14 protein-coding genes are annotated in these 18913 nt (G+C 52.1%); 11 read left to right on the top strand and 3 right to left on the bottom strand.

Annotated features, from left to right (window positions below):
* Positions 1–103: 103 nt before the first annotated feature.
* From DCC81_RS01690 to DCC81_RS01660, 7 genes are all read left to right on the top strand, one after another.
* Entirely contained in the window at positions 104–1351 is a 1248-nt protein-coding gene (locus DCC81_RS01690) for an efflux RND transporter periplasmic adaptor subunit (protein WP_108684861.1), read from the top strand.
* A gap of 33 nt (positions 1352–1384) precedes the next feature.
* Positions 1385–2074: an ABC transporter ATP-binding protein gene (locus DCC81_RS01685; protein ID WP_108684860.1), complete on the top strand. Its 690-nt coding sequence runs from the start codon at positions 1385–1387 to the stop codon at positions 2072–2074.
* Between the two features lie 293 nt (positions 2075–2367).
* Positions 2368–4779: an ABC transporter permease gene (locus DCC81_RS01680; protein WP_133177499.1), complete on the top strand. Its 2412-nt coding sequence runs from the start codon at positions 2368–2370 to the stop codon at positions 4777–4779.
* 27 nt (positions 4780–4806) lie between these two features.
* Positions 4807–5472: an ABC transporter ATP-binding protein gene (locus tag DCC81_RS01675; protein WP_108684858.1), complete on the top strand. Its 666-nt coding sequence runs from the start codon at positions 4807–4809 to the stop codon at positions 5470–5472.
* Between the two features lie 204 nt (positions 5473–5676).
* On the top strand, positions 5677–7146 hold the full coding sequence (locus DCC81_RS01670; protein WP_165806397.1) for a TolC family protein: 1470 nt from the start codon (positions 5677–5679) through the stop codon (positions 7144–7146).
* A gap of 47 nt (positions 7147–7193) precedes the next feature.
* Entirely contained in the window at positions 7194–8552 is a 1359-nt protein-coding gene (locus DCC81_RS01665; RefSeq protein ID WP_108684856.1) for an efflux RND transporter periplasmic adaptor subunit, read from the top strand.
* A gap of 169 nt (positions 8553–8721) precedes the next feature.
* Positions 8722–9741 (top strand): NAD(P)H-dependent glycerol-3-phosphate dehydrogenase, encoded by a 1020-nt coding sequence (locus DCC81_RS01660; protein WP_108686435.1) that lies wholly within the window; start codon positions 8722–8724, stop codon positions 9739–9741.
* A gap of 155 nt (positions 9742–9896) precedes the next feature.
* Here DCC81_RS01660 and DCC81_RS01655 read toward each other — a convergent pair whose 3' ends face one another.
* Complete coding sequence (locus DCC81_RS01655; RefSeq protein WP_133177498.1) at positions 9897–10127, bottom strand: hypothetical protein; 231 nt, start codon at positions 10125–10127, stop codon at positions 9897–9899.
* Positions 10128–10886: 759 nt separating this feature from the next.
* Between DCC81_RS01655 and DCC81_RS01650 the strand changes: the two genes are divergently transcribed.
* The 4 genes from DCC81_RS01650 (at position 10887) to DCC81_RS01635 (ending at position 15715) form a co-directional block, all read left to right on the top strand.
* The gene (locus DCC81_RS01650) at positions 10887–13163 is read left to right on the top strand and encodes a glycosyltransferase (RefSeq protein ID WP_108684854.1); all 2277 of its coding nucleotides are present in this window, start codon (positions 10887–10889) and stop codon (positions 13161–13163) included.
* 25 nt (positions 13164–13188) lie between these two features.
* Positions 13189–13533, top strand: a complete 345-nt coding sequence (locus tag DCC81_RS01645; RefSeq protein WP_240612867.1) for a response regulator — start codon at positions 13189–13191, stop codon at positions 13531–13533.
* A 58-nt stretch (positions 13534–13591) separates the two neighbouring features.
* Positions 13592–15067: a sigma-54-dependent transcriptional regulator gene (locus DCC81_RS01640; protein WP_108684852.1), complete on the top strand. Its 1476-nt coding sequence runs from the start codon at positions 13592–13594 to the stop codon at positions 15065–15067.
* A 105-nt stretch (positions 15068–15172) separates the two neighbouring features.
* Positions 15173–15715, top strand: a complete 543-nt coding sequence (locus DCC81_RS01635; RefSeq protein ID WP_108684851.1) for a low affinity iron permease family protein — start codon at positions 15173–15175, stop codon at positions 15713–15715.
* 77 nt (positions 15716–15792) lie between these two features.
* Here the strand turns inward: DCC81_RS01635 and DCC81_RS01630 are convergent, their stop codons facing one another.
* Both DCC81_RS01630 and DCC81_RS01625 read right to left on the bottom strand, forming a co-directional pair.
* The gene (locus DCC81_RS01630) at positions 15793–17235 is read right to left on the bottom strand and encodes a hybrid sensor histidine kinase/response regulator (protein ID WP_108684850.1); all 1443 of its coding nucleotides are present in this window, start codon (positions 17233–17235) and stop codon (positions 15793–15795) included.
* 70 nt (positions 17236–17305) lie between these two features.
* The gene (locus tag DCC81_RS01625) at positions 17306–18733 is read right to left on the bottom strand and encodes a sensor histidine kinase (protein WP_108684849.1); all 1428 of its coding nucleotides are present in this window, start codon (positions 18731–18733) and stop codon (positions 17306–17308) included.
* Positions 18734–18913 lie beyond the last annotated feature (180 nt).

The raw sequence follows: 18913 nt of genomic DNA, 5'->3' as shown, positions 1-18913 counted from the left end.
ATAACGGTGAAAACCCCTGCAAAGTGGCTATAATCAAGCATTTCGGCGTTTGGCACATGGATTGGCTACTGCTGATCAGCCAAAAATCTCAAGGCTCCCGATCATGGACAGAAAAATTGAAAAGAAGTATTGGAACAGGAAACGCATCCTGTATGTGGGAGGTGCCGCAGCACTGGTACTGCTGCTCGGCTACAACCTCATCTTCGCCGACCACCGTTCCAAATTAAACGTTGAAAAAGACAAAGTGACCATCTCCAAAGTAACCCAGGGTCCTTTTGACGACTATATTGCCGTTACCGCTGTAGTACTGCCTCTTAAAACCATCCGCCTCGATGCCATACAGGGCGGCTACGTGGTAAAGAAATTCCTGGAAGGTGGCAGCATGGTAAAGAAAGGGGATTCCATCCTCCGCCTGGAAAACCAGCACGTGATGATGGACTATGTGAATCATGAAACAGAGATCTACCGCCTGGTGAATGAACTGGAAAACACGAAGCTGAACCTGAAACAAAGCCACTTTGAATCTGAAAAAACACTCGCAGACCTGGACCGCCAGATTGCACAGGCCAAAGACCTGTACGACCGTAACAAACAACTGGTAGATGAGCGCATCGTATCCCGCCAGGAATTTAACAAGAACAAGTACGAATACGAGGGCCTGGTGCACCAGCGCGATATCCAGGCGCAGTACCAGCAGTTCCAGGAAGAAAACGCCAAAGTGCAGATCAGCCAGCTTTCCGGCACCCTGCAACGCACCCAGCATAACCTGGAGCTGATGAAGGAAAACATGGCCAACCTGGTGGTACGCGCCCCGGTAGACGGGCAGCTGTCCAGCATAGACGTGGAAGTGGGCTCCAGCATCGTGGAGGGCCAGAACCTGGGCCAGATCGATGATATGGACGGGTTTAAAATGCGCGCCACCGTGGATGAGCACTACGTTTCCCGCGTATTTACCGGTCTTACGGCCTCCTTTGAATTTAACGGGGGTAATTACGAACTTACTGTGACCAAAGTATATCCCGAGATCAAGGATGGCAGCTTTGCCGTGGACCTGAATTTTGGCAAGGACGTGCCGGAAGGCATCCGCCGCGGACAAACCTCTCCTATCCGCCTGGAGCTGGGTAAATCTGCATCCGCGGTACTGCTGCCCAGCGGCGGCTTCTTCTCAGACACCGGTGGTAACTGGGTGTACGTGCTGGATGCCGGTGGCAAGCGCGCAGTAAAACGCAAGATCACCCTGGGCCGTAAAAATCCCATGTTCTTTGAAGTAGTGGACGGGCTGAAACCTGGTGAGCAGGTGATCACCTCCTCTTACGAAACATTTGGTAACAAAGAAGTCCTCGAATTTTAAAAACATACATCGATCCTCTAAATCAACTATCGTATGATACGTACCGTTAACTTACAGAAACTGTTTGCCACCGAAGAGGTGGAGACCACGGCGCTCAACGGCATTAACCTCGAGATCAGGGACGGGGAGTTTGTAGCGATCATGGGCCCTTCCGGCTGCGGCAAGTCCACGTTACTGAACATCATTGGCCTGCTGGACAACCCCTCCGGTGGCGAGTATCACTTCTGGGACAAGGAAGTGGGACACATGAGTGAGCGCCAGCGCGCCCAGCTCCGCAAAGGCTCCATTGGCTTCGTGTTCCAGAGCTTTAACCTGATCGATGAGCTGACGGTGTATGAAAATGTGGAACTGCCGCTGCTTTACCTGAAAGTGCCTGCTTCCGAGCGGAAGGAAAAAGTGGAAAAAGTGCTGGAACGCATGAACATCATGCACCGCCGCAACCACTTCCCCCAGCAGCTGTCTGGCGGCCAGCAACAACGTGTGGCCATTGCCCGCGCCGTGGTGGCCCAGCCCAAACTGATCCTGGCGGATGAACCGACCGGTAACCTGGACTCCACCAACGGGGAAGAAGTAATGAAGCTGCTGCAGGAGCTGAACGATGCCGGCACCACCCTCATCATGGTTACCCACTCCCCGTACGATGCCGGTTTTGCACACCGCATCATCAACCTGTTTGACGGTCGCGTGGTAACAGAGAATATCAAGGAGCAATTTCACGTATAGCCGATACCGTTATACAGCAGTTGCCTGGTCAAAGGCAACAAAGGAAACGTTGATGATGGCGGCGGCATGTAAAAAGGCCCTTCCATGTTCAGCCACTATTTCCTCACCGCTTGACAGGGCCTGTACCGCTGGCAGGAAGGGTTTACCTCCCGGATCAATTTAGGGCCCGTATTTTCCTGGCCACCATTGCAGCGTCCATACTGTTTGCCTGGATCACCGCAGGCTACCAGGGCATCCGGGCTGCATTGACCCATCCCGTTCATACGTTACATTCAACACAAAAAGTACTCCCTATGTTCAAAACTTATCTGAAAATAGCCTGGCGCAATCTCTGGAAATCCCGGGTAATGACCGGTGTAAACCTGCTGGGCATGACTGCCGCCTTTACCGTAGCCCTGCTGCTGGCCATGACGGTGTATTCCGAATTTTCGTACGACAATTTTCATACGAACAGTCAGTCTGTTTTCCAGGTGTACCGTAGTGTGAACGACCGGGACCGCATCAAGGAAATGGCGAACCTGCCCATGCCTGCCAATGCGGCTTTGAAGAATGAGGCCCCTGGCGTGAAAGCCGCCACCCGCGTGATCGGGAGCAGTGCCAGCCTACGTGTGGGGGATAAGGAAGTAGAACAATTTGTTAGCTATGTGGATGCCGATTTCCTGCGCATGTTCACCTTCCCGGTGATCAGCGGCAGTAAGGCCCCCCTGGAGGGAATGAGTGATATGGTGCTCACGGAAAAGCTGGCGCATTCCCTGTTTGGCAATGCAGACCCCGTGGGCAAAACCGTACAGGTAAGGACCTCCGGCGACTGGAAGCCTTTCCAGGTAAGCGCCGTGGTAAAAGATGTGCCGCAAAACTCCACCATCGACTTCACCTGCCTGCAGCGGTATGAAAATTATGATAATTATGAGCAGTGCAAGAACCGCTGGGATAACTCCATGACAGACCAGTACATTCAACTGGAAAACCCCGCGGCTGCGGCCACTTTTACGCAGCAGATCCAGGGCATGGTCAATAAATATTATGCCGGCACCATTGAAGACCACCGCAAGGATGGGGCCCAGCCGGACGCGAATGGCAACTTTATCCGCCTGCAGCTGCTGCCGCTGAAGGAAGTGCATTTCAATCCCATCACCGGTGGCAGCGGGCGCCAGTTCATTTACCTGCTGATGGCCATTGCCTGCTTTATCATTTTCATTGCCGCAACCAATTTTGTGAACATCGCCCTGGCCCGCGCCTTTGGCCGCGGGCGGGAGATAGGAATGCGCAAAGTAATGGGCGCCCTGGAACGCCAGCTGGTGCTGCAGCTTTGGAGTGAAACCCTGATCCAATGCCTGATGGCGCTGGTACTGGGTCTTTTGTGTGCAAGGCTGCTGCTACCTTTTTACAACGGCATGTTCCGCGCAGGGCTTTCCTTCTCCCTGCTGAAAGATCTGCACCTGCTGGCTTATACGGCTACAGCGTTTGTATTGATCACTGTATTTGCCGGTGGCTATCCTGCCTGGCGCATGGCCCGCTTCAATACCCTGCAGGTACTGAAAGGCAAGCTACGCGTGGGTAGCAACAACCGCCTGCGCAATAGCCTCATTGTAGGCCAGTTTACCATCGCGGCTGCCCTGATCTGCTGCACCCTGGTGGCCTGGCAGCAGCTCAATTTCCTGCGCAGCATGCCCCTGGGCTACAATAAGGAAGAGGTGATCAGCATTCCCCTGGACAATAAAGTGCAGTACGAACAAGCCATACAACGCCTGCGGAATAAGCTGGGCAGCGACGGCCGGGTAAAAGGCATCAGCGCCGCCAATGTGAATATGGGCCGGGGCAACGACGGCAGCATGTCTACCTCCATGTTGTCTTTCATGTACAACGATCACATGATCACCACGCACTGGCGCACGGTGGATTATGATTATGTAAATACCATGGGCATGCGCCTGCTGGCCGGCCGCGATTTCTCTCCCAGCTTTGCCACGGACACCAACGCACTGGTGATCAATGAAGCCATGGCGCGCATACTGGGCGGGCCGGAGAAGGCAGTAGGACAACTGATGCCGGTGAGTGGCAACCAGCCACCCATGCCCATTATAGGCGTGGTGAAGGATTTTAATTTTGAATCACTGAAGAAAACGATCTCGCCGCTTTCATTCACCCTTTCCGGCCGGGAAAACCTGCGCTATATTTTTGTGAAAGTAGGCCCGGGCAACCTGCCGGCTTCCATGCACCTGGTAAAGCAGGCCTGGGAAGAAGTGGCGCCTGGCAGTACTTTCCAGGGCAGCTTCCTGGATGAGAATACAGACCGCCAGTATAACCAGGAAGGAAGACTGTCCCGCATTTTTATCAGCGCCGCAGTACTGGCCATCCTCATTGCCTGCATGGGCCTCTTTGCCATAGCGGTGATGGCCATGGCCCAGCGTACCCGCGAAATAGGCATCCGCAAGGTGCTGGGCGCCAGTGTGAACAACCTGGTACTGCTGCTTTCTGCTGATTTCCTGAAACTGGTGGTCCTTTCCATCCTGCTGGCCGCGCCCCTGGCGTGGTATGGCATGGACCGCTGGTTGTCTGATTACGCTTACCGCATTCATATACAGGGCTGGACTTTCTTACTGGTGGCGGTGATCGCCGTGGGGATCGCTTTCTGCACCGTGAGTTTCAATGCCATCCGCACGGCGCTGGCTAACCCGGTGAAAAGCTTGCGCAGCCTGGATTAACACATCTTTTCAAACGAACAAATAGCAATGATACAGTTAAAGCACATCAGCAAGAGTTACCCTGCCGGTTTCGGCAAAGTAGATATTCTCCGGGACATAGACCTGGTGATCCACGAAGGTGAATTTGTATCGATCATGGGGCCTTCCGGTAGCGGCAAATCCACGCTGCTGCACATTATGGGCCTGCTGGAAGAGCCTACGGACGGGCAGTATGTATTTGACGGGGAGCTGGTGAGCAAGCTGAATGAAAAGAAGCGCACCCAGTTGCACCGCGGCCACATTGGCTTCGTATTCCAGGCTTACCACCTCATTGACGAACTGACGGTGTATGAGAATATTGAAACGCCCCTGCTCTATAAAAATATGAGCGGCGGTGAACGTAAAAGCAAAGTGGCTGATATCCTGGACCGCTTTAACATCGTGGCCAAGAAAGATCTTTTCCCCGCGCAGCTTTCCGGGGGGCAGCAGCAACTGGTGGGTATAGCCCGCGCGGTAGTGGCCCAGCCCCAGGTGCTGCTGGCGGATGAGCCCACGGGCAACCTGCATTCTGAACAGGCACGCCAGATCATGGAGCTGTTCCGCACCCTGAATGAGCAGGACAAGATCACGATCATACAGGTGACCCATTCCGAAGAGAACGCGGGGTATGGAAACCGCATTATACGCCTGCAGGATGGCCAGGTGGTATCCTGATCAAAGGGGGGCCAGGGACCAGCCGGGTAAAATTATCATGACTGGAACGCTGGTCAGCCCTTTCCCGCATTTCTACAACTACATAAATATTGTATCATGTTTTGCCTTAACTTAGTGTGGCTACGCGCCATGCCTGCCCGTGTATTGCCTGCTGTGAGGACGTTTAAAAAGGCATTGCCACAACTATCTTATTCAGTTTTACCCATGAAGTTATTCGCCCCGGCAAGCATTGGCTTGTGTTTTTCTTTACTGGTAGCTGGTGTGCAGCCCGTGGCTGCGCAGGTGGCAGACTCTGTTCGTCCCTGGACCCTACAAGAGAGTGTTGATTATGCCATGCAGCATAATATCACGATTAAGCAACAGGATGTGCAGCGCCGCTTTGCCGCGCTGACGCTGAAACAAAGCCAGATGCAGCAAGTGCCGAACGTGGCGGCTGCCTTCAGTGAGAACTATAACCTGGGTCGTACGATTGACCCCACCTCCAACGTATTTGTGAACCAGGGTTATTTATCCACCAGCCCCGGTTTGCAGGCCAGCGCCAATATCTTCAACTGGTTTTCGCTCCGCAACCAGATTGCCGGGAACCGTTTTGAAAGCAGGGCCAATGATATGCTGCTGGAAAAGGCAAAGAACGATGTGGCCCTGAACGTGGCACAGGCATTCCTCCAGATCCTGCTCAATGATGAGCAGGTAAATATCAGCCAGAACCAGCTGAAGCTCACCCAGTCCCAGTTGGAAAATACCCGCAAGCAAGTGATAGCCGGCGCCGTGCCGGAAAGCAACCAGGCCGACCTGGAAGCCCAGCTGGCACGCGACAGCAGCACACTGGTATCTGCCCAGACCACCCAGATCGTGTCTGTGATACAGATGAAAGCCTTGCTGAACCTGGGCTTTGACCAGTCTTACGCCCCGCAGGTGCCGGGCAATATTGCAGATATTCCCATGCCCCACCTCACAGAGCTGGCGCCGGAAATGGTGTACAGCGCCGCGCAGGCAACATACCCCCTTGTAAAAGCAGACCAGTTGCGGATAGATGAATACCAGAAGCTGAAAAAAGCTGCCTTTGGTGCCATGTTTCCCACCCTGTCTGTGTCTGGTTTTTTACGTTCCTATTATGCCCACACGCCCAACCAGGGCGATGCGCTCACTTATGGCTACAGCGTGATCGGCAACGTGGAAACCGCGCCGGGTGTGCCCAATGGCGCCAACGTAGGGGCCTACTATCCCAAAACATTCACCAGCTATTATGTACCGTTTAAAACCCAGCTCAGTGATAACTTCCAGCAGGGGCTGGGGATTACCTTGAACATTCCCATCCTGAACGGCTGGCAGCTGCGCACCAATTACAACAAGGCAAAACTGAACCTGGAAAATCAGAAACTGACCACAGACCTGGACAACCAGAAGCTGAAACAGGATATTTATACCGCTTATGCAAATGCGGTAGGCTCTTTACAAAAATACAACGCAGCCTCCCGCTCCGTGGAAGCTTCCCAGCGGGCATTTGATTTTGCCAGCAAGCGCTATGAACTGGGGCTGATGAATACCATCGATTATATTACTACACAGAGTAACCTGTTCCGGGCCCAGATCGATAAAGTATCTGCCCTGTATGATTACATCTTTAAAATGAAGTTGCTGGAATTCTACAGGGATCAGCATATCACCCTGTAGGCACCGGTGGCCCATCCGTCAAAACACGACACACACATTACCGCAATATGAAAAAAAGGACGCTCTTTTGGATTGGAGGCATTCTCCTCTTGCTGGTGCTTATCATCGTAGTGATGAAAGCCACGCACAAGGATGAAGGCATTAAGGTAGCCACTGACAAAGCAGCCACCCGCGATATTACCGAAGTAGTAGCCGCGAGTGGAAAGATCTATCCCGAAACGGAAGTAAAAGTAAGTTCCGACGTATCGGGCGAGATCACCGATCTGCTGGTTATGGAGGGCGATTCTGTGAAAAAAGGCCAGACCCTGGCCCGTATTTATGCAGACATCTACGGCTCCCAGCGGGACCGCGCCATGGCCGCCTACAGCCAGTCGCAGGCCCAGCTGGCCAACTCCAATGCAGCCCTGAGCTCTTACCAGGCTAAGCTGGAACAGGCAAAAGCCGCCTATGACCGCGCCAAAGCCCTCAATGAACAAAAAGTAGTGAGCCGTTCTGAATTTGAAACCGCGCAAGCCACCTATCTTTCTGCCCAGGCAGATTACAATGCAGCCGTGCAGTCTATCAACAGTAATAGATTTGCCGTAGCCAGCGCCCAGGCAAACGTTACGGAAGCCAATAAAACACTGGGGCGCACCACCATTGATGCGCCTATGAGTGGCATTATCTCCCTGCTCTCTGTAAAGAAAGGGGAACGCGTGGTAGGTACCGCGCAGATGACCGGTACAGAAATGCTGCGCATTGCAGACCTCAGCGTTATAGAAACACAGGTGGATGTAGGAGAAAATGATGTGCCCAAAGTGCACTACGGCGATACCGCTATCGTGGAAGTAGATGCCTATAACGATCGCAAGTTCAAAGGCGTTGTAACCCAGATCGCCGCGTCCAACAAGGGCGCAGCCCTTACCAACACCACCACCAGCACCTCTTCTTCCGGCGAAACAGTGACCAACTACGTAGTGCATATCCGCCTGCTGCGCGACACGTATGCAGACCTGATAGATCCTGCCCATCCCAAGAACTTTCCCTTCCGCCCCGGCATGAGCGCCAGCGTGAATATCCGCACCCGTACCCATAAAAATGTACTGGCCGTGCCGGTGAATGCCGTAACCACCCGCGAAGTAAAAGATACTGCCAGCCTGAAAGGCAAGGATGCCCGCAAGGAAGATGGAGACGCTGCCACACCCAGCCAAACCAAGGAAGTAGTGTTTGTGGTGCAGAAAGACGGAACGGTGAAACAGGTGGAGGTAACCACCGATGTACAGGATGATGACTACATCGAAATTAAATCCGGCCTCAAAGCCGGTGACGAAGTGGTAAGCGCGCCCTACCCGGCCATTTCTAAACAACTGGAGAATGGCAAAAAAGTAAAGGTGGTGCCGGCCAGCACCCTGTTTGACAAGAAGTAGAAAACCCGCTTATAAAGGCCTTTTTGTGCAGGTAGTGGTTGCAAAGCCGCTACCTGCTTTCGTTTCAGGACTTTGCGTACAAGGGAGCCCCGGGCTTTTTAACATTTCTTAAATCCACCATAAGTACCTTATTTTAGTTACTTTGCGCAAAAATACCCAACAAGTGAGTATGGCAAATCCGATTGCAATTGTGGGCAGCGGCAGCTGGGCCACCGCCCTGGCCAAGATCCTGACTGACAATGGACAACCCGTGTACTGGTGGATACGCAGCGAAGAAGTGATCCGCCACATGCAAACAAGGCATCATAATAAACATTACCTGACCTCTGTATATTTCAATACAGCCCTGTTGCAACTGAGTGACAACCTGCAAACCGTGGTAGCCGCGTGCGACACGGTGATCCTCGCAGTGCCCTCTGCCTTCCTCACGTCCGTGCTGGAAGCCCTGCCGGAAGATGCGCTGCAGAACAAGAAAGTGATCTCTGCCATCAAAGGCATGATCCCGGACCAGAACCGGCTGATCAACGAATACCTGCTCACAGAATTTGGCCTGCCCCTGGAACAATATTTTACCATCACCGGCCCCTGCCACGCAGAGGAAGTAGCGGCGGAAAAATTATCCTACCTCACCTTCTCCGGCCTGCAACCCGCCGCCACGGCGGAGCTGGCGGCCCTCTTTACCAACGCAAATTTACAAACGGTGGTGAACACAGACGTGATAGGTGTGCAATTTGCGGCACTGCTGAAGAACATCTACGCACTGGGCGCCGGCATTGGCCATGGGCTTGACTACGGCGATAACTTCCTGAGTGTACTCATCACCAACTCATTCCGCGAGATGCAGGGCTTCCTGGAAAAATATGGCCAGTACGCCGGCACGGAACATCACCTGGCGCCGGAGCATGATTACAATGCCAGCGCTTACCTGGGTGACCTGCTGGTAACCTGTTACAGCCTGCATAGCCGCAACCGCACGTTTGGTAACATGATCGGCAAGGGATACAGCGTAAAAGCTGCCCAGCTGGAAATGAACATGGTGGCGGAAGGTTATTATGCAAGCAGGTGCATCTATGAGATCAACCGCGAGGTAGGTGCATATATGCCGGTAGCGCAGGCAGTGTATTCCATTTTGTGGGAACAGCAAAATGCAGCAGAAGCTTTCATGGCGCTGGAGAAAGGATTTATCTGAACACGTCTTTGCCGTGTGATGCAAAGGGTAAAAATATTAAAGGTGGCCTCCGGCCAATGGTACGCACCGCGCAAAAGCGGTGCGTTTTTTTTATTGTATTGGGAGGTTGATTTGCTGCGTTGGTACGGATCTCCTGCTGTTTTTTGTGGCATGCTTTACTGCACAGGGGCAAAGTAAAGCTTCAGCATCTGCAGGATCTTTTCTTCCAAGGCGGGTGGGGGAGGCTGGCTCTTACCCGGCAGGAGCACAATACCCGGGGCATCCACTTCATATTGCCATTCCTCACCGTCCATGAGAACGGCCACCTGGCTTTTCCAGGGAATCTTGCGGACCATCACAATGTGGGTAACCCCACCGAGGGAAAAAGTAAATGACATACTTCTCATGTGGCTAGGATTTGGGCCGGTGTGCAAACGGGCAATCTAAGTTGGGGAGCGTTAACTGTTTCAATTTTAATTTACAATAATGCATCCGCATTTCAAAAGCCGGTCATTGGCAAATTGAATCAATGATAAAATCCCTGGTTAGACAACCAGGGACAAGGTTTTGCAGCAGACCACAGGTGCACATCCTGTAGCATACTGAGATCAAATGAAAACTACCATCATGGATGCATAGTTTTGAGAACCATCATAAAAGGTGTGTTATTACTACGGCATTACCTGCTTCCCGGAAACCTGGGCAGTGGCTTGCAGCACAACTGCCCGCAGTACACCCGGAAAAAAGACAAGCCCAAAGCAGGAAAGTGCAAAAACCAGAGATCAATCTTCCTTGCATTGTGTTTCAAATGTCAACATTTTCATTGATCAGCTAGTGAATGGCTTGTTAAGGAAAAAAAGAAAAGGGACCCTGTGAGCAGGCTCCCTTTTTCAAGCATGGTTTCCGTTTCTGATTAGTTTTTACAATTGCAAACCCCATACCACCGGGCCTTCCCCTGCAGAAGCATTCATGGAGCGCCCAGGTTTCCCCTGCCCCAATTGCAACAAAAACCGTGGAAAATATTCCACAGTTGACGGAGGCCCCTGAAAGCCCGTTACCCGGCGACCTGCTGGATTGATATTTGAAGTTACACCCCGTACTGCCAGCTCCTGACTGTTTAGCGAAAAAGAAACCATGACCAGGTGTGAGACTGAAAAAATTGAACTATGAACAAAACCTTGCTTTTTATCACCTCTTATCCGCCCCGTCAATGCGGCATTGCCACCTTTGCACAAGACCTTGTAAATGCCCTGCATAAAACCTTTGCCGGGCAGCTGCATATCCAGGTCTGCGCCCTGTTGGAACCGGGTAAACAAATTGATTATGAACTACCTGTAACATATACGCTCAATGCGCACGACGCCGAAAGCTGCCTGGCGATGGCCCATGCCATTAACGCCAACCCCGACATTGACCTCGTTTGTATTGAACATGAATTCGGACTTTACGGTGGCGATTACGGCCACAACCTGCTGGGCCTTTTGTCCTTGTTGGATAAACCCTATATAGTACGGTTCCATACCGTGTTGCCCAACCCGGACCAGAAATGCCTGAAAACGGTGAGCCTCATCGGGTCCCTGGCATCCAGGATCACGGTGATGACCCAGACCTCTGCGGACATTCTCACCAGTACTTACCACCTGCCTGCAGAAAAGATCATTCACATTCCCCACGGTACCCATGCCCACATTGTGGACGACCGGGAAATGGTGAAGAAACGCTTTGGCGTACAGGGTAAAATGGTGTTGTCCACCTTTGGGCTGCTGAGTGAGAATAAAGGGCTGGAAACCGGCATCCGCGCCATGCGGCGCATTGCAGACCGGTTCCCAGCGGCAGTGTACCTCATCCTCGGCAAAACCCATCCCACCATTGTGGCGCGGGAAGGAGAGCGGTACCGCGAACGCCTGGAGGCCCTGGTGGCCGAGTATGGTTTGCAAAACCACGTACGGTTTGTGAACAGCTACCTTTCCCTGGAAGACCTGCTGAACTACCTGGCTATCACAGACATCTATTTATTTACCTCCATTGACCCACACCAGGCGGTGAGCGGCACTTTTGTGTACGCCATGAGCGCCGGCTGCCCCGTGATAGCCACCTCGTTTGTGCAGGCCCGGGAAATGCTGGACGAAACTTCCGGCTACCTGATAGACTTTAATAACCACGACCAGCTGGCAGATGCCGCCCTGAAACTGCTGGGCAACCCTGCCCTGCGGGCTTCCATGAGCGCCAGGGCCATGGAAAAAACGCGCTCCTCCATTTGGGAAAACGTGGCCCTGGCCCATATGGCCATGTACCAGGACATACAGCGGGAGCAGCAGTTTATGCTGCCCAACCTGCCCGCGGCCTTCCTGGACCATGCAGACCGCCTCACCGATGAATTTGGGATGATCCAGTTTGCCAGATATGACGTGCCCGACCCCGCATCCGGCTACACGCTGGACGATAACGCCCGCGCCCTCATTGCCATGTGCATGTACGCCCGGGAGTTTTCCGGCAACCGGTATGTGCTTAGCCTGGCGCATAAGTACCTGGATTTCATAGGCTTTTGCCAGCAGCCGGATAAGGGCTTCCTCAATTATGTGAATACGGAACGCCAGTTCACCGCTGAAAACCGGAACTGCAACCTGGAAGACAGCAATGGCCGCGCTATCTGGGCCCTGGGCTACCTGATGGCGGAAAGCAGCCACCTGCCTACATCGCTGGTGAAACAGGCTTATCTTTACCTGCGCGACTGCTTTACCTGGATAGAAGATCTTGCCAGCCCCCGGGCTATGGCATTTGCCATTAAAGGGCTGTATTTTTACCTGCGGTACGAAACCTCGCGCAGCGTGGTGAACCTGATCAATAAACTGGCCACCCGCCTGCAAAAATTATATGCCAATAACCACGATGACGCGTGGAAATGGTACGAACCTTGCCTGACATACGGCAATGCCGTGCTGCCGGAGGCCATGATGATGGCCTGGATGGCTACTGGTAAAGCGGTCTATAAACACATTGCCGAACAGAGTTTTGAATTCCTGTGCAGCAAAACGTTTAAGGAACGCTACATGAAAGTGATCAGCAATCGCAATTGGTTTAAAAAGGAAGACGCAGAAAATTGTACTGCCGATGGAGGGGAACAACCCATTGAAATAGCCTACACGATGTTTACACTGCAAACCTTCTTTGATGCGACCGCCAATCCCTTTTACCTGGAAAGAATGCGCATCGCCTTTAGCTGGTATCTTGGCAATAACCACTTGAAGCAGGTCATTTATAATCCGCTCACCTACGGATGTTACGATGGATTAGAAACGAACTATGTCAATCAGAACCAGGGTGCAGAATCTACCGTGTGTTACCTGATGGCCCGTTTATTAATGGAACAATGGAATAAGCAAAAATATGTTGCATCAAAAAATACCGAGGCAAGACCACCCTTATATCTCAGCCTTAACTGATCCGGGCGTGAAAGGGGCGTCTATTTTGATTATCGACGATGAACCGGACATTTGCAGGCTGCTGCAACTGAGCTTGGTAAGACATGGGTACAACGTGAAGTACGTGAACAGTCTTACCGAAGGCCTCCGGCACCTGGAAAACCAACGGCCCGATATACTCTTCCTGGATATCAACCTGCCCGACGGTTCTGGCCTGGAAGCATTGCCCAATATCAAGCGCCAATGTCCCAACCTCCCGGTGATCACCATTAGTGCATACGATAACGGACCGGAAAAACAACAAGCCCTGGAAACCGGCGCATCGTACTTCCTGGCCAAACCATTCAGCACCAAAAACCTGGATGACCTGATCAATAACTTCAAAAGCTGACAAGGCTCTACCCTGATATATTCGTAAATTTAATGGCCATCGCCAATTGTTGTAAATTATGAAGAACATTCTTATCATCGATGATGAAATAAACATCTGCACGCTCCTCAGCAAGTTCTTAAGTAAACACGGGTTCAAGGTAGACACCACCATGTCTGGCGCCACCGCGCTGAAGATGATGAAAGAAAAAACCTATGACCTGGCCTTGTGTGATTACCGCCTGAAAGATACAGACGGCGCACAACTGCTGCAGGATATCCGCGGACTGAGCCCACAGACCATTGTGATCATCATCACCGGCTACACCGACGTACGGGTGGCGGTGGATATGGTAAAAAATGGTGCTTACGATTATATCTCCAAACCACTGTACCCGGATGAGATCCTGAATCTCATTCATAAGGCCTTTGTGCACCAGGAAGCCGTGAAAGAGCAATACGGTAACGCATTGCCCCCGCTGCCTGGCAGCATGCCTCCGGCCAATACAGCGCCGCCGGCACCCGCCGCCGGCCATTCCGAATATAAAGAACCGCAGAGCGAAACACTGGAAAACCGCCGCGATGAAAAATACGTGTATGGCGACAGCAGCCCTGCAAAGGAACTGTACCGCCAGATAAACCTGGTAGCACCCACAGATTACAGTGTGATCATCTTCGGTGAAACCGGTACTGGCAAAGAGTCCGTGGCGCAGCTCATTCACCAGCACAGTAAGCGCAGGGGCCAGCCCTTTGTAGCACTGGATTGCGGTAGCCTTTCCAAGGAACTGGCGGCCAGCGAATTGTTTGGTCATGAAAAAGGCGCCTTTACGGGTGCTATCGGTACCAAGGTAGGGGCATTTGAACAGGCCCAGGGCGGCACCCTTTTCCTCGATGAAATTGCCAACCTCTCTTACGATATACAGGTAGCCCTGCTGCGTGTAGTGCAGGAAAAACAAATACGCCGCGTGGGCAGCATGAAGGAAATTCCCATTGATGTGCGCATCATTGTGGCCTCTAATGAAAAGCTGTCTGAAAGCGTGCAGAAAGGACGCTTCCGCGAAGACCTTTTCCACCGCTTCAATGAGTTCACCATTTACATTCCACCGCTGCGCGAACGCCAGGAGGACATACAGTTGTTTGTAAACGCCTTTGTACGCCAGGTGGAAAAAGAACTGCAGAAACAAACCGGCCGCATCTCTCCCGAAGTATGGGAATGCTTCAAGAAATATAACTGGCCCGGCAATATCCGTGAACTGAAGAACGTGATCCGCCGCGCCTGCCTGCTCACCCCCCAGGGCGAGGAGATCTCCATGAGCACCCTGCCCCTTGAAATGAAAGAGTCATTCACCCAGCACTTCGTGGAAGACCAGGTGGAAGAACTGGTACAAATGGCCAAGGACAACGACCTGAAAACCGTGGCCCTGCAGGCTGAGTACAACAAGATCATCAACGTGCTGAAAGAAGTGAAGTATAACAAGACCAAAGCCGCACAGTTGCTGAACATTGACCGCAAAACGCTGTACAATAAACTGCGCCTGCTGAACATTAATTACTAAACACGTTTACATTTTCAATACGTCCCCTGTTGCACTACTGCTGCAACAGGGGATCTTTATTTCCGGTATGTATCTTGGATACACATCAGAAAAACCACTATCGTTATGCAAACCGAAAAGGAACCAATCAATGCGGAGAAAGCAAGCCTGTTTGAAAAATTTTCGTCCTGGGTGATCTGCGCCACCGGCAGCTCCGCGGCCTTTATTATCGCCATAGCATTCATCGTGGTGTGGGCTTTCACCGGGCCGGTATTCCACTACTCAGATACGTGGCAGCTCATTGTTAATACCAGTACTACCATCATCACCTTCCTGATGGTGTTCCTCATCCAGAAGTCACAAAACAAAGACTCCAAATCCATCCAGTTAAAACTGAATGAGCTGATTGCCGCTACCAAAATGGCCAATAATAAACTGATAGGCGCAGAAGACCTTACCGAAAGGGAACTGGATACTATGCATCAATACTACTCCATGCTGGCCGAGCAAACCCGCCGCCGGCGCGCCTCCCGGAAGGAAGACGATCCCATGGAAAAGGAATTAGGAAAACTGAAAGATGCCATTGAAAGGAAAGAAGACGCCACAGGCGATATTGAGAAAAGCCAGGAAAAGATAGAGAAGCATTTGAATGATGGGGCTAAGTCTTAGGTTTCAGGTCTTAGGTCCTGTTTTTTACTTTACTTAATAGTACCTGAGACTTAAGACATAAGACCTAAGACAATTTTTCACTGATCATACACCGGAAAAGAGACCCGGAATGTAGTACCCCGTCCTTCTTCGCTATCCACGTGTACGGCGCCTTTATGATTGAGGATAATGTTTTGCGTGCTGGTGAGGCCCAGGCCTGTACCTTTTGGTTTATTGGTAAAGAAAGGATCAAAGAGACGGGCTTTATTGGCCTCCGGTATGCCGGCACCATTATCGGTGATGGTGATGTATACCTTGTCGTTGTTCAGCTCTGTGGCCACGGAGAGAATGCCCTGTCCGGGTGTCATGGCCTCAATGGCGTTGATCACAATATTGAGCAGCGCAATGAGGATCTTCTCTTCATCCACCATGATATAGGCATCGCCCAGCATGAAATTCTTGTGCACCATGATCTCGTTGAGCTGCAGGCGGTCTGCGGCCAGTTGCAGGGTTTTGCTTATCAGCTCGTTCACAATATAGGCTTGCATGTTCATCTCGCTCATGCGGGTGCTGTGCAGCAGTTCTGTGATCAGCTGGTTAATGCGGGTACAGTTACGCTCAATGATATCCACATACAACTGGCTTTCTTCGTAGCTGGGGAGTTCTCCCTGTTTAAACTGGCTGATGGCCAGCAGGATATTGGTGAGCGGGTTGCGTACCTCGTGGGCTATCACGCGGGCAATGCGGCCCGTGATGGCAAATTTTTCCTGCTGCGCGCGCTCCTGTTCCTTTTGTTTTTTATCGGTGATATCCTGGGCTACGCAAAGGAAGGTCTGTTCCTGCTCATCCAGCATGATGCCGTTTGCCAGTACAATGAGGCGCTTCCCCAGCTTGGTGCTGAAGAAATATTCCACCTGGCCGGTAATGCTTTCATCGCCGATGTGCGACATGAAAAAATCGCGCTGCTCTGATTGCAGGAAGAGGGATTGCAGGTTCATTTGCAGCAGCTCTTCCTTGCTGTACTCCAGCACCCGCAGGGCTGCGGGGTTGGCGTCAATGATCTGTTTATTACGGTCCGCCATGAGAATGAGGTCGTGCGCTTTTTCAAACACGCCGTAGTATTTTTTCTCACTGGCTTCCAGGGTGCGGAGGTGCTTGTATTCATCCAGTGCATAGCGGATGGAGCGTTCCAGCAGGGCGGAACTGATCTCACCTTTTACAAGGTAGTCACTGGCGCCTGCTTCCATCGCTTCCCGGTCAATGTTGTAATCACCTTTACCCGTGAGCATGATCACGGGGGCTTTGTAGTGCAGCTCCGTGAAGTGGTGCAGGATGTCTATACCCGTGTAAGGCCCCAGGCGGTAATCAATGAGGTAAATATCGTGGCGCTTCTTTTCAATTTCCTCAAGGCCCTTGGCGTAGGTGGAGGCCCATTCAATCTCGTATTGGGCGGGAGAAATATCCTGCAGCAGTTCGCTGACAAGGAAGAAATCGTCCTCGTCGTCGTCTACCATCAGGATGTGGATTGATTTGTCGGTCATAAAGAGAAAATCGGTAATGGTGCAATGCCCATCCGCAATAAGGATGCTAGCTTTTTCTACCGGGCATTGTTTAGCCGTGCAGCCGTTGTTTTACAGGCAAAAAGATATCGAAGCGCGCGCCTTCCCCCGGTTTGCCCGATGCCTGTATAACGCCATGGTGGCCTTCCACGATCTTCTTGCAGATGGCCAGGCCAATGCCGGTGCCGGCGTATTCACTCATGCCATGCAGGCGCTGGAAGAGGAGGAAAATACGGTCTGCATATTCCTGTTCAAAGCCTATCCCGTTATCTGCCACGCTGATGCGGCAATATTCCTCGGTGGCGGGAAAATCTTTCGCAATGCCCTGGATCTCCTTGCCTGGTATTACCTGGCAGGTAATATCTACCACGAGGGGGCGGCCCGGCGCCGCAAATTTAATGGCGTTGCCCAGCAAATTGAGGAAAAGCTGGTGCAGCGCTGTGGCGTGGCCGGTGATGGTGGGGAGATTATCGCAATGAATATTTACATTTTTTTCCTGGATGGGGAGTTCAAGATCACTTCTTACAGTTTGGAGGATGACATTGAGGTCTACATCCGCAAAATTTTCCGGGGCCAGGCGGCCTGCCCGGGAAAAGGCCAGCAGGTCATTGATCAATACCCGCATGCGTCCTACGCCATTGTTCATACGGGCCAGTAAGTCCAGCCCATCCTGGGGAAGCAGGTGGCCGTACTTGCCCTGCAGGCGGTCACTGAAAGTGGTGATCTTGCGCAGCGGCTCCTGCAGGTCGTGGGAGGCCACGTAGGCAAATTGTTCCAGTTCCTGGTTGCTTTTGGCCAGCAGGGAAATGTGTTGCTGTAGCTCCTGCTGGTACTGCTTCAGCCGCGCATCAATGTGCAGTTGCAGCTTGTATTCCTTATTGAGCACTACGAAGGAATAGATGCCAATGATCATGGCCAGCAAAGAAGTCACAAAGATCACGGGCACCCACAGGGAAGAAAAGAAATTGAACAGGGCAGATTTTTCCGTGAGCAACTGGTCTTCTATGCGTTCCATGTCGCGGATCTTTTTTTCAATGCGGTTACTGGCTGCCTGGTTCTGCTGTACCTCGTGCCGCTCCCCGCCGGGTGTGTCCATGCGGGCGGCCAGCATGAGCTGCATGTATTTGTTGTCCAGCAGGATCTTCAGGGTATCCAGCTGTCTTTGCTGGGCAGGATGGTTTTCCGTAAAGCGCCGCAACTGGCGGTACTGGCGCTCAATGTTGGCGCTGCGGTCCACCATGGAGGGATGCAGGAAACTGCTGTCGTGTGTAATGCTGAAGCCCCGCACCGCGGCTTCGGCTTCCTTCAGGTCCGCATTGATCACTTCCAGCCGCTTGGTCACTTCAATGGAGTGATTGAGGCGGGTGGCATTATTGATAAGATTGATGGCGATCAGGTAAGAAAAAACGGCAGCTCCCACCATTACAGTGAAAGCGATATAAAATCCCAGTTTTATTTTTTTATGAACGGCAGGGTGCATTCAAAGTACTGTTTAACGGTTGCCTTTTCCAAATTAACATTTTAAAACCAATAACGGGGTTCAACAATTGAAATAGCTATAAATATCAATCCCGAAAGGCGCTTTTGCCGCTCCCGGCGGCCATTTTCGTGGATTTTGTTCTACAAATCCAGGTATTGCCGCGGGCTGTTCCGGGCGGAG

This window comes from Chitinophaga parva (genome assembly GCF_003071345.1).
Lineage (GTDB): Bacteria > Bacteroidota > Bacteroidia > Chitinophagales > Chitinophagaceae > Chitinophaga > Chitinophaga parva.
This window is presented reverse-complemented; position numbering and strand designations above follow the sequence as displayed.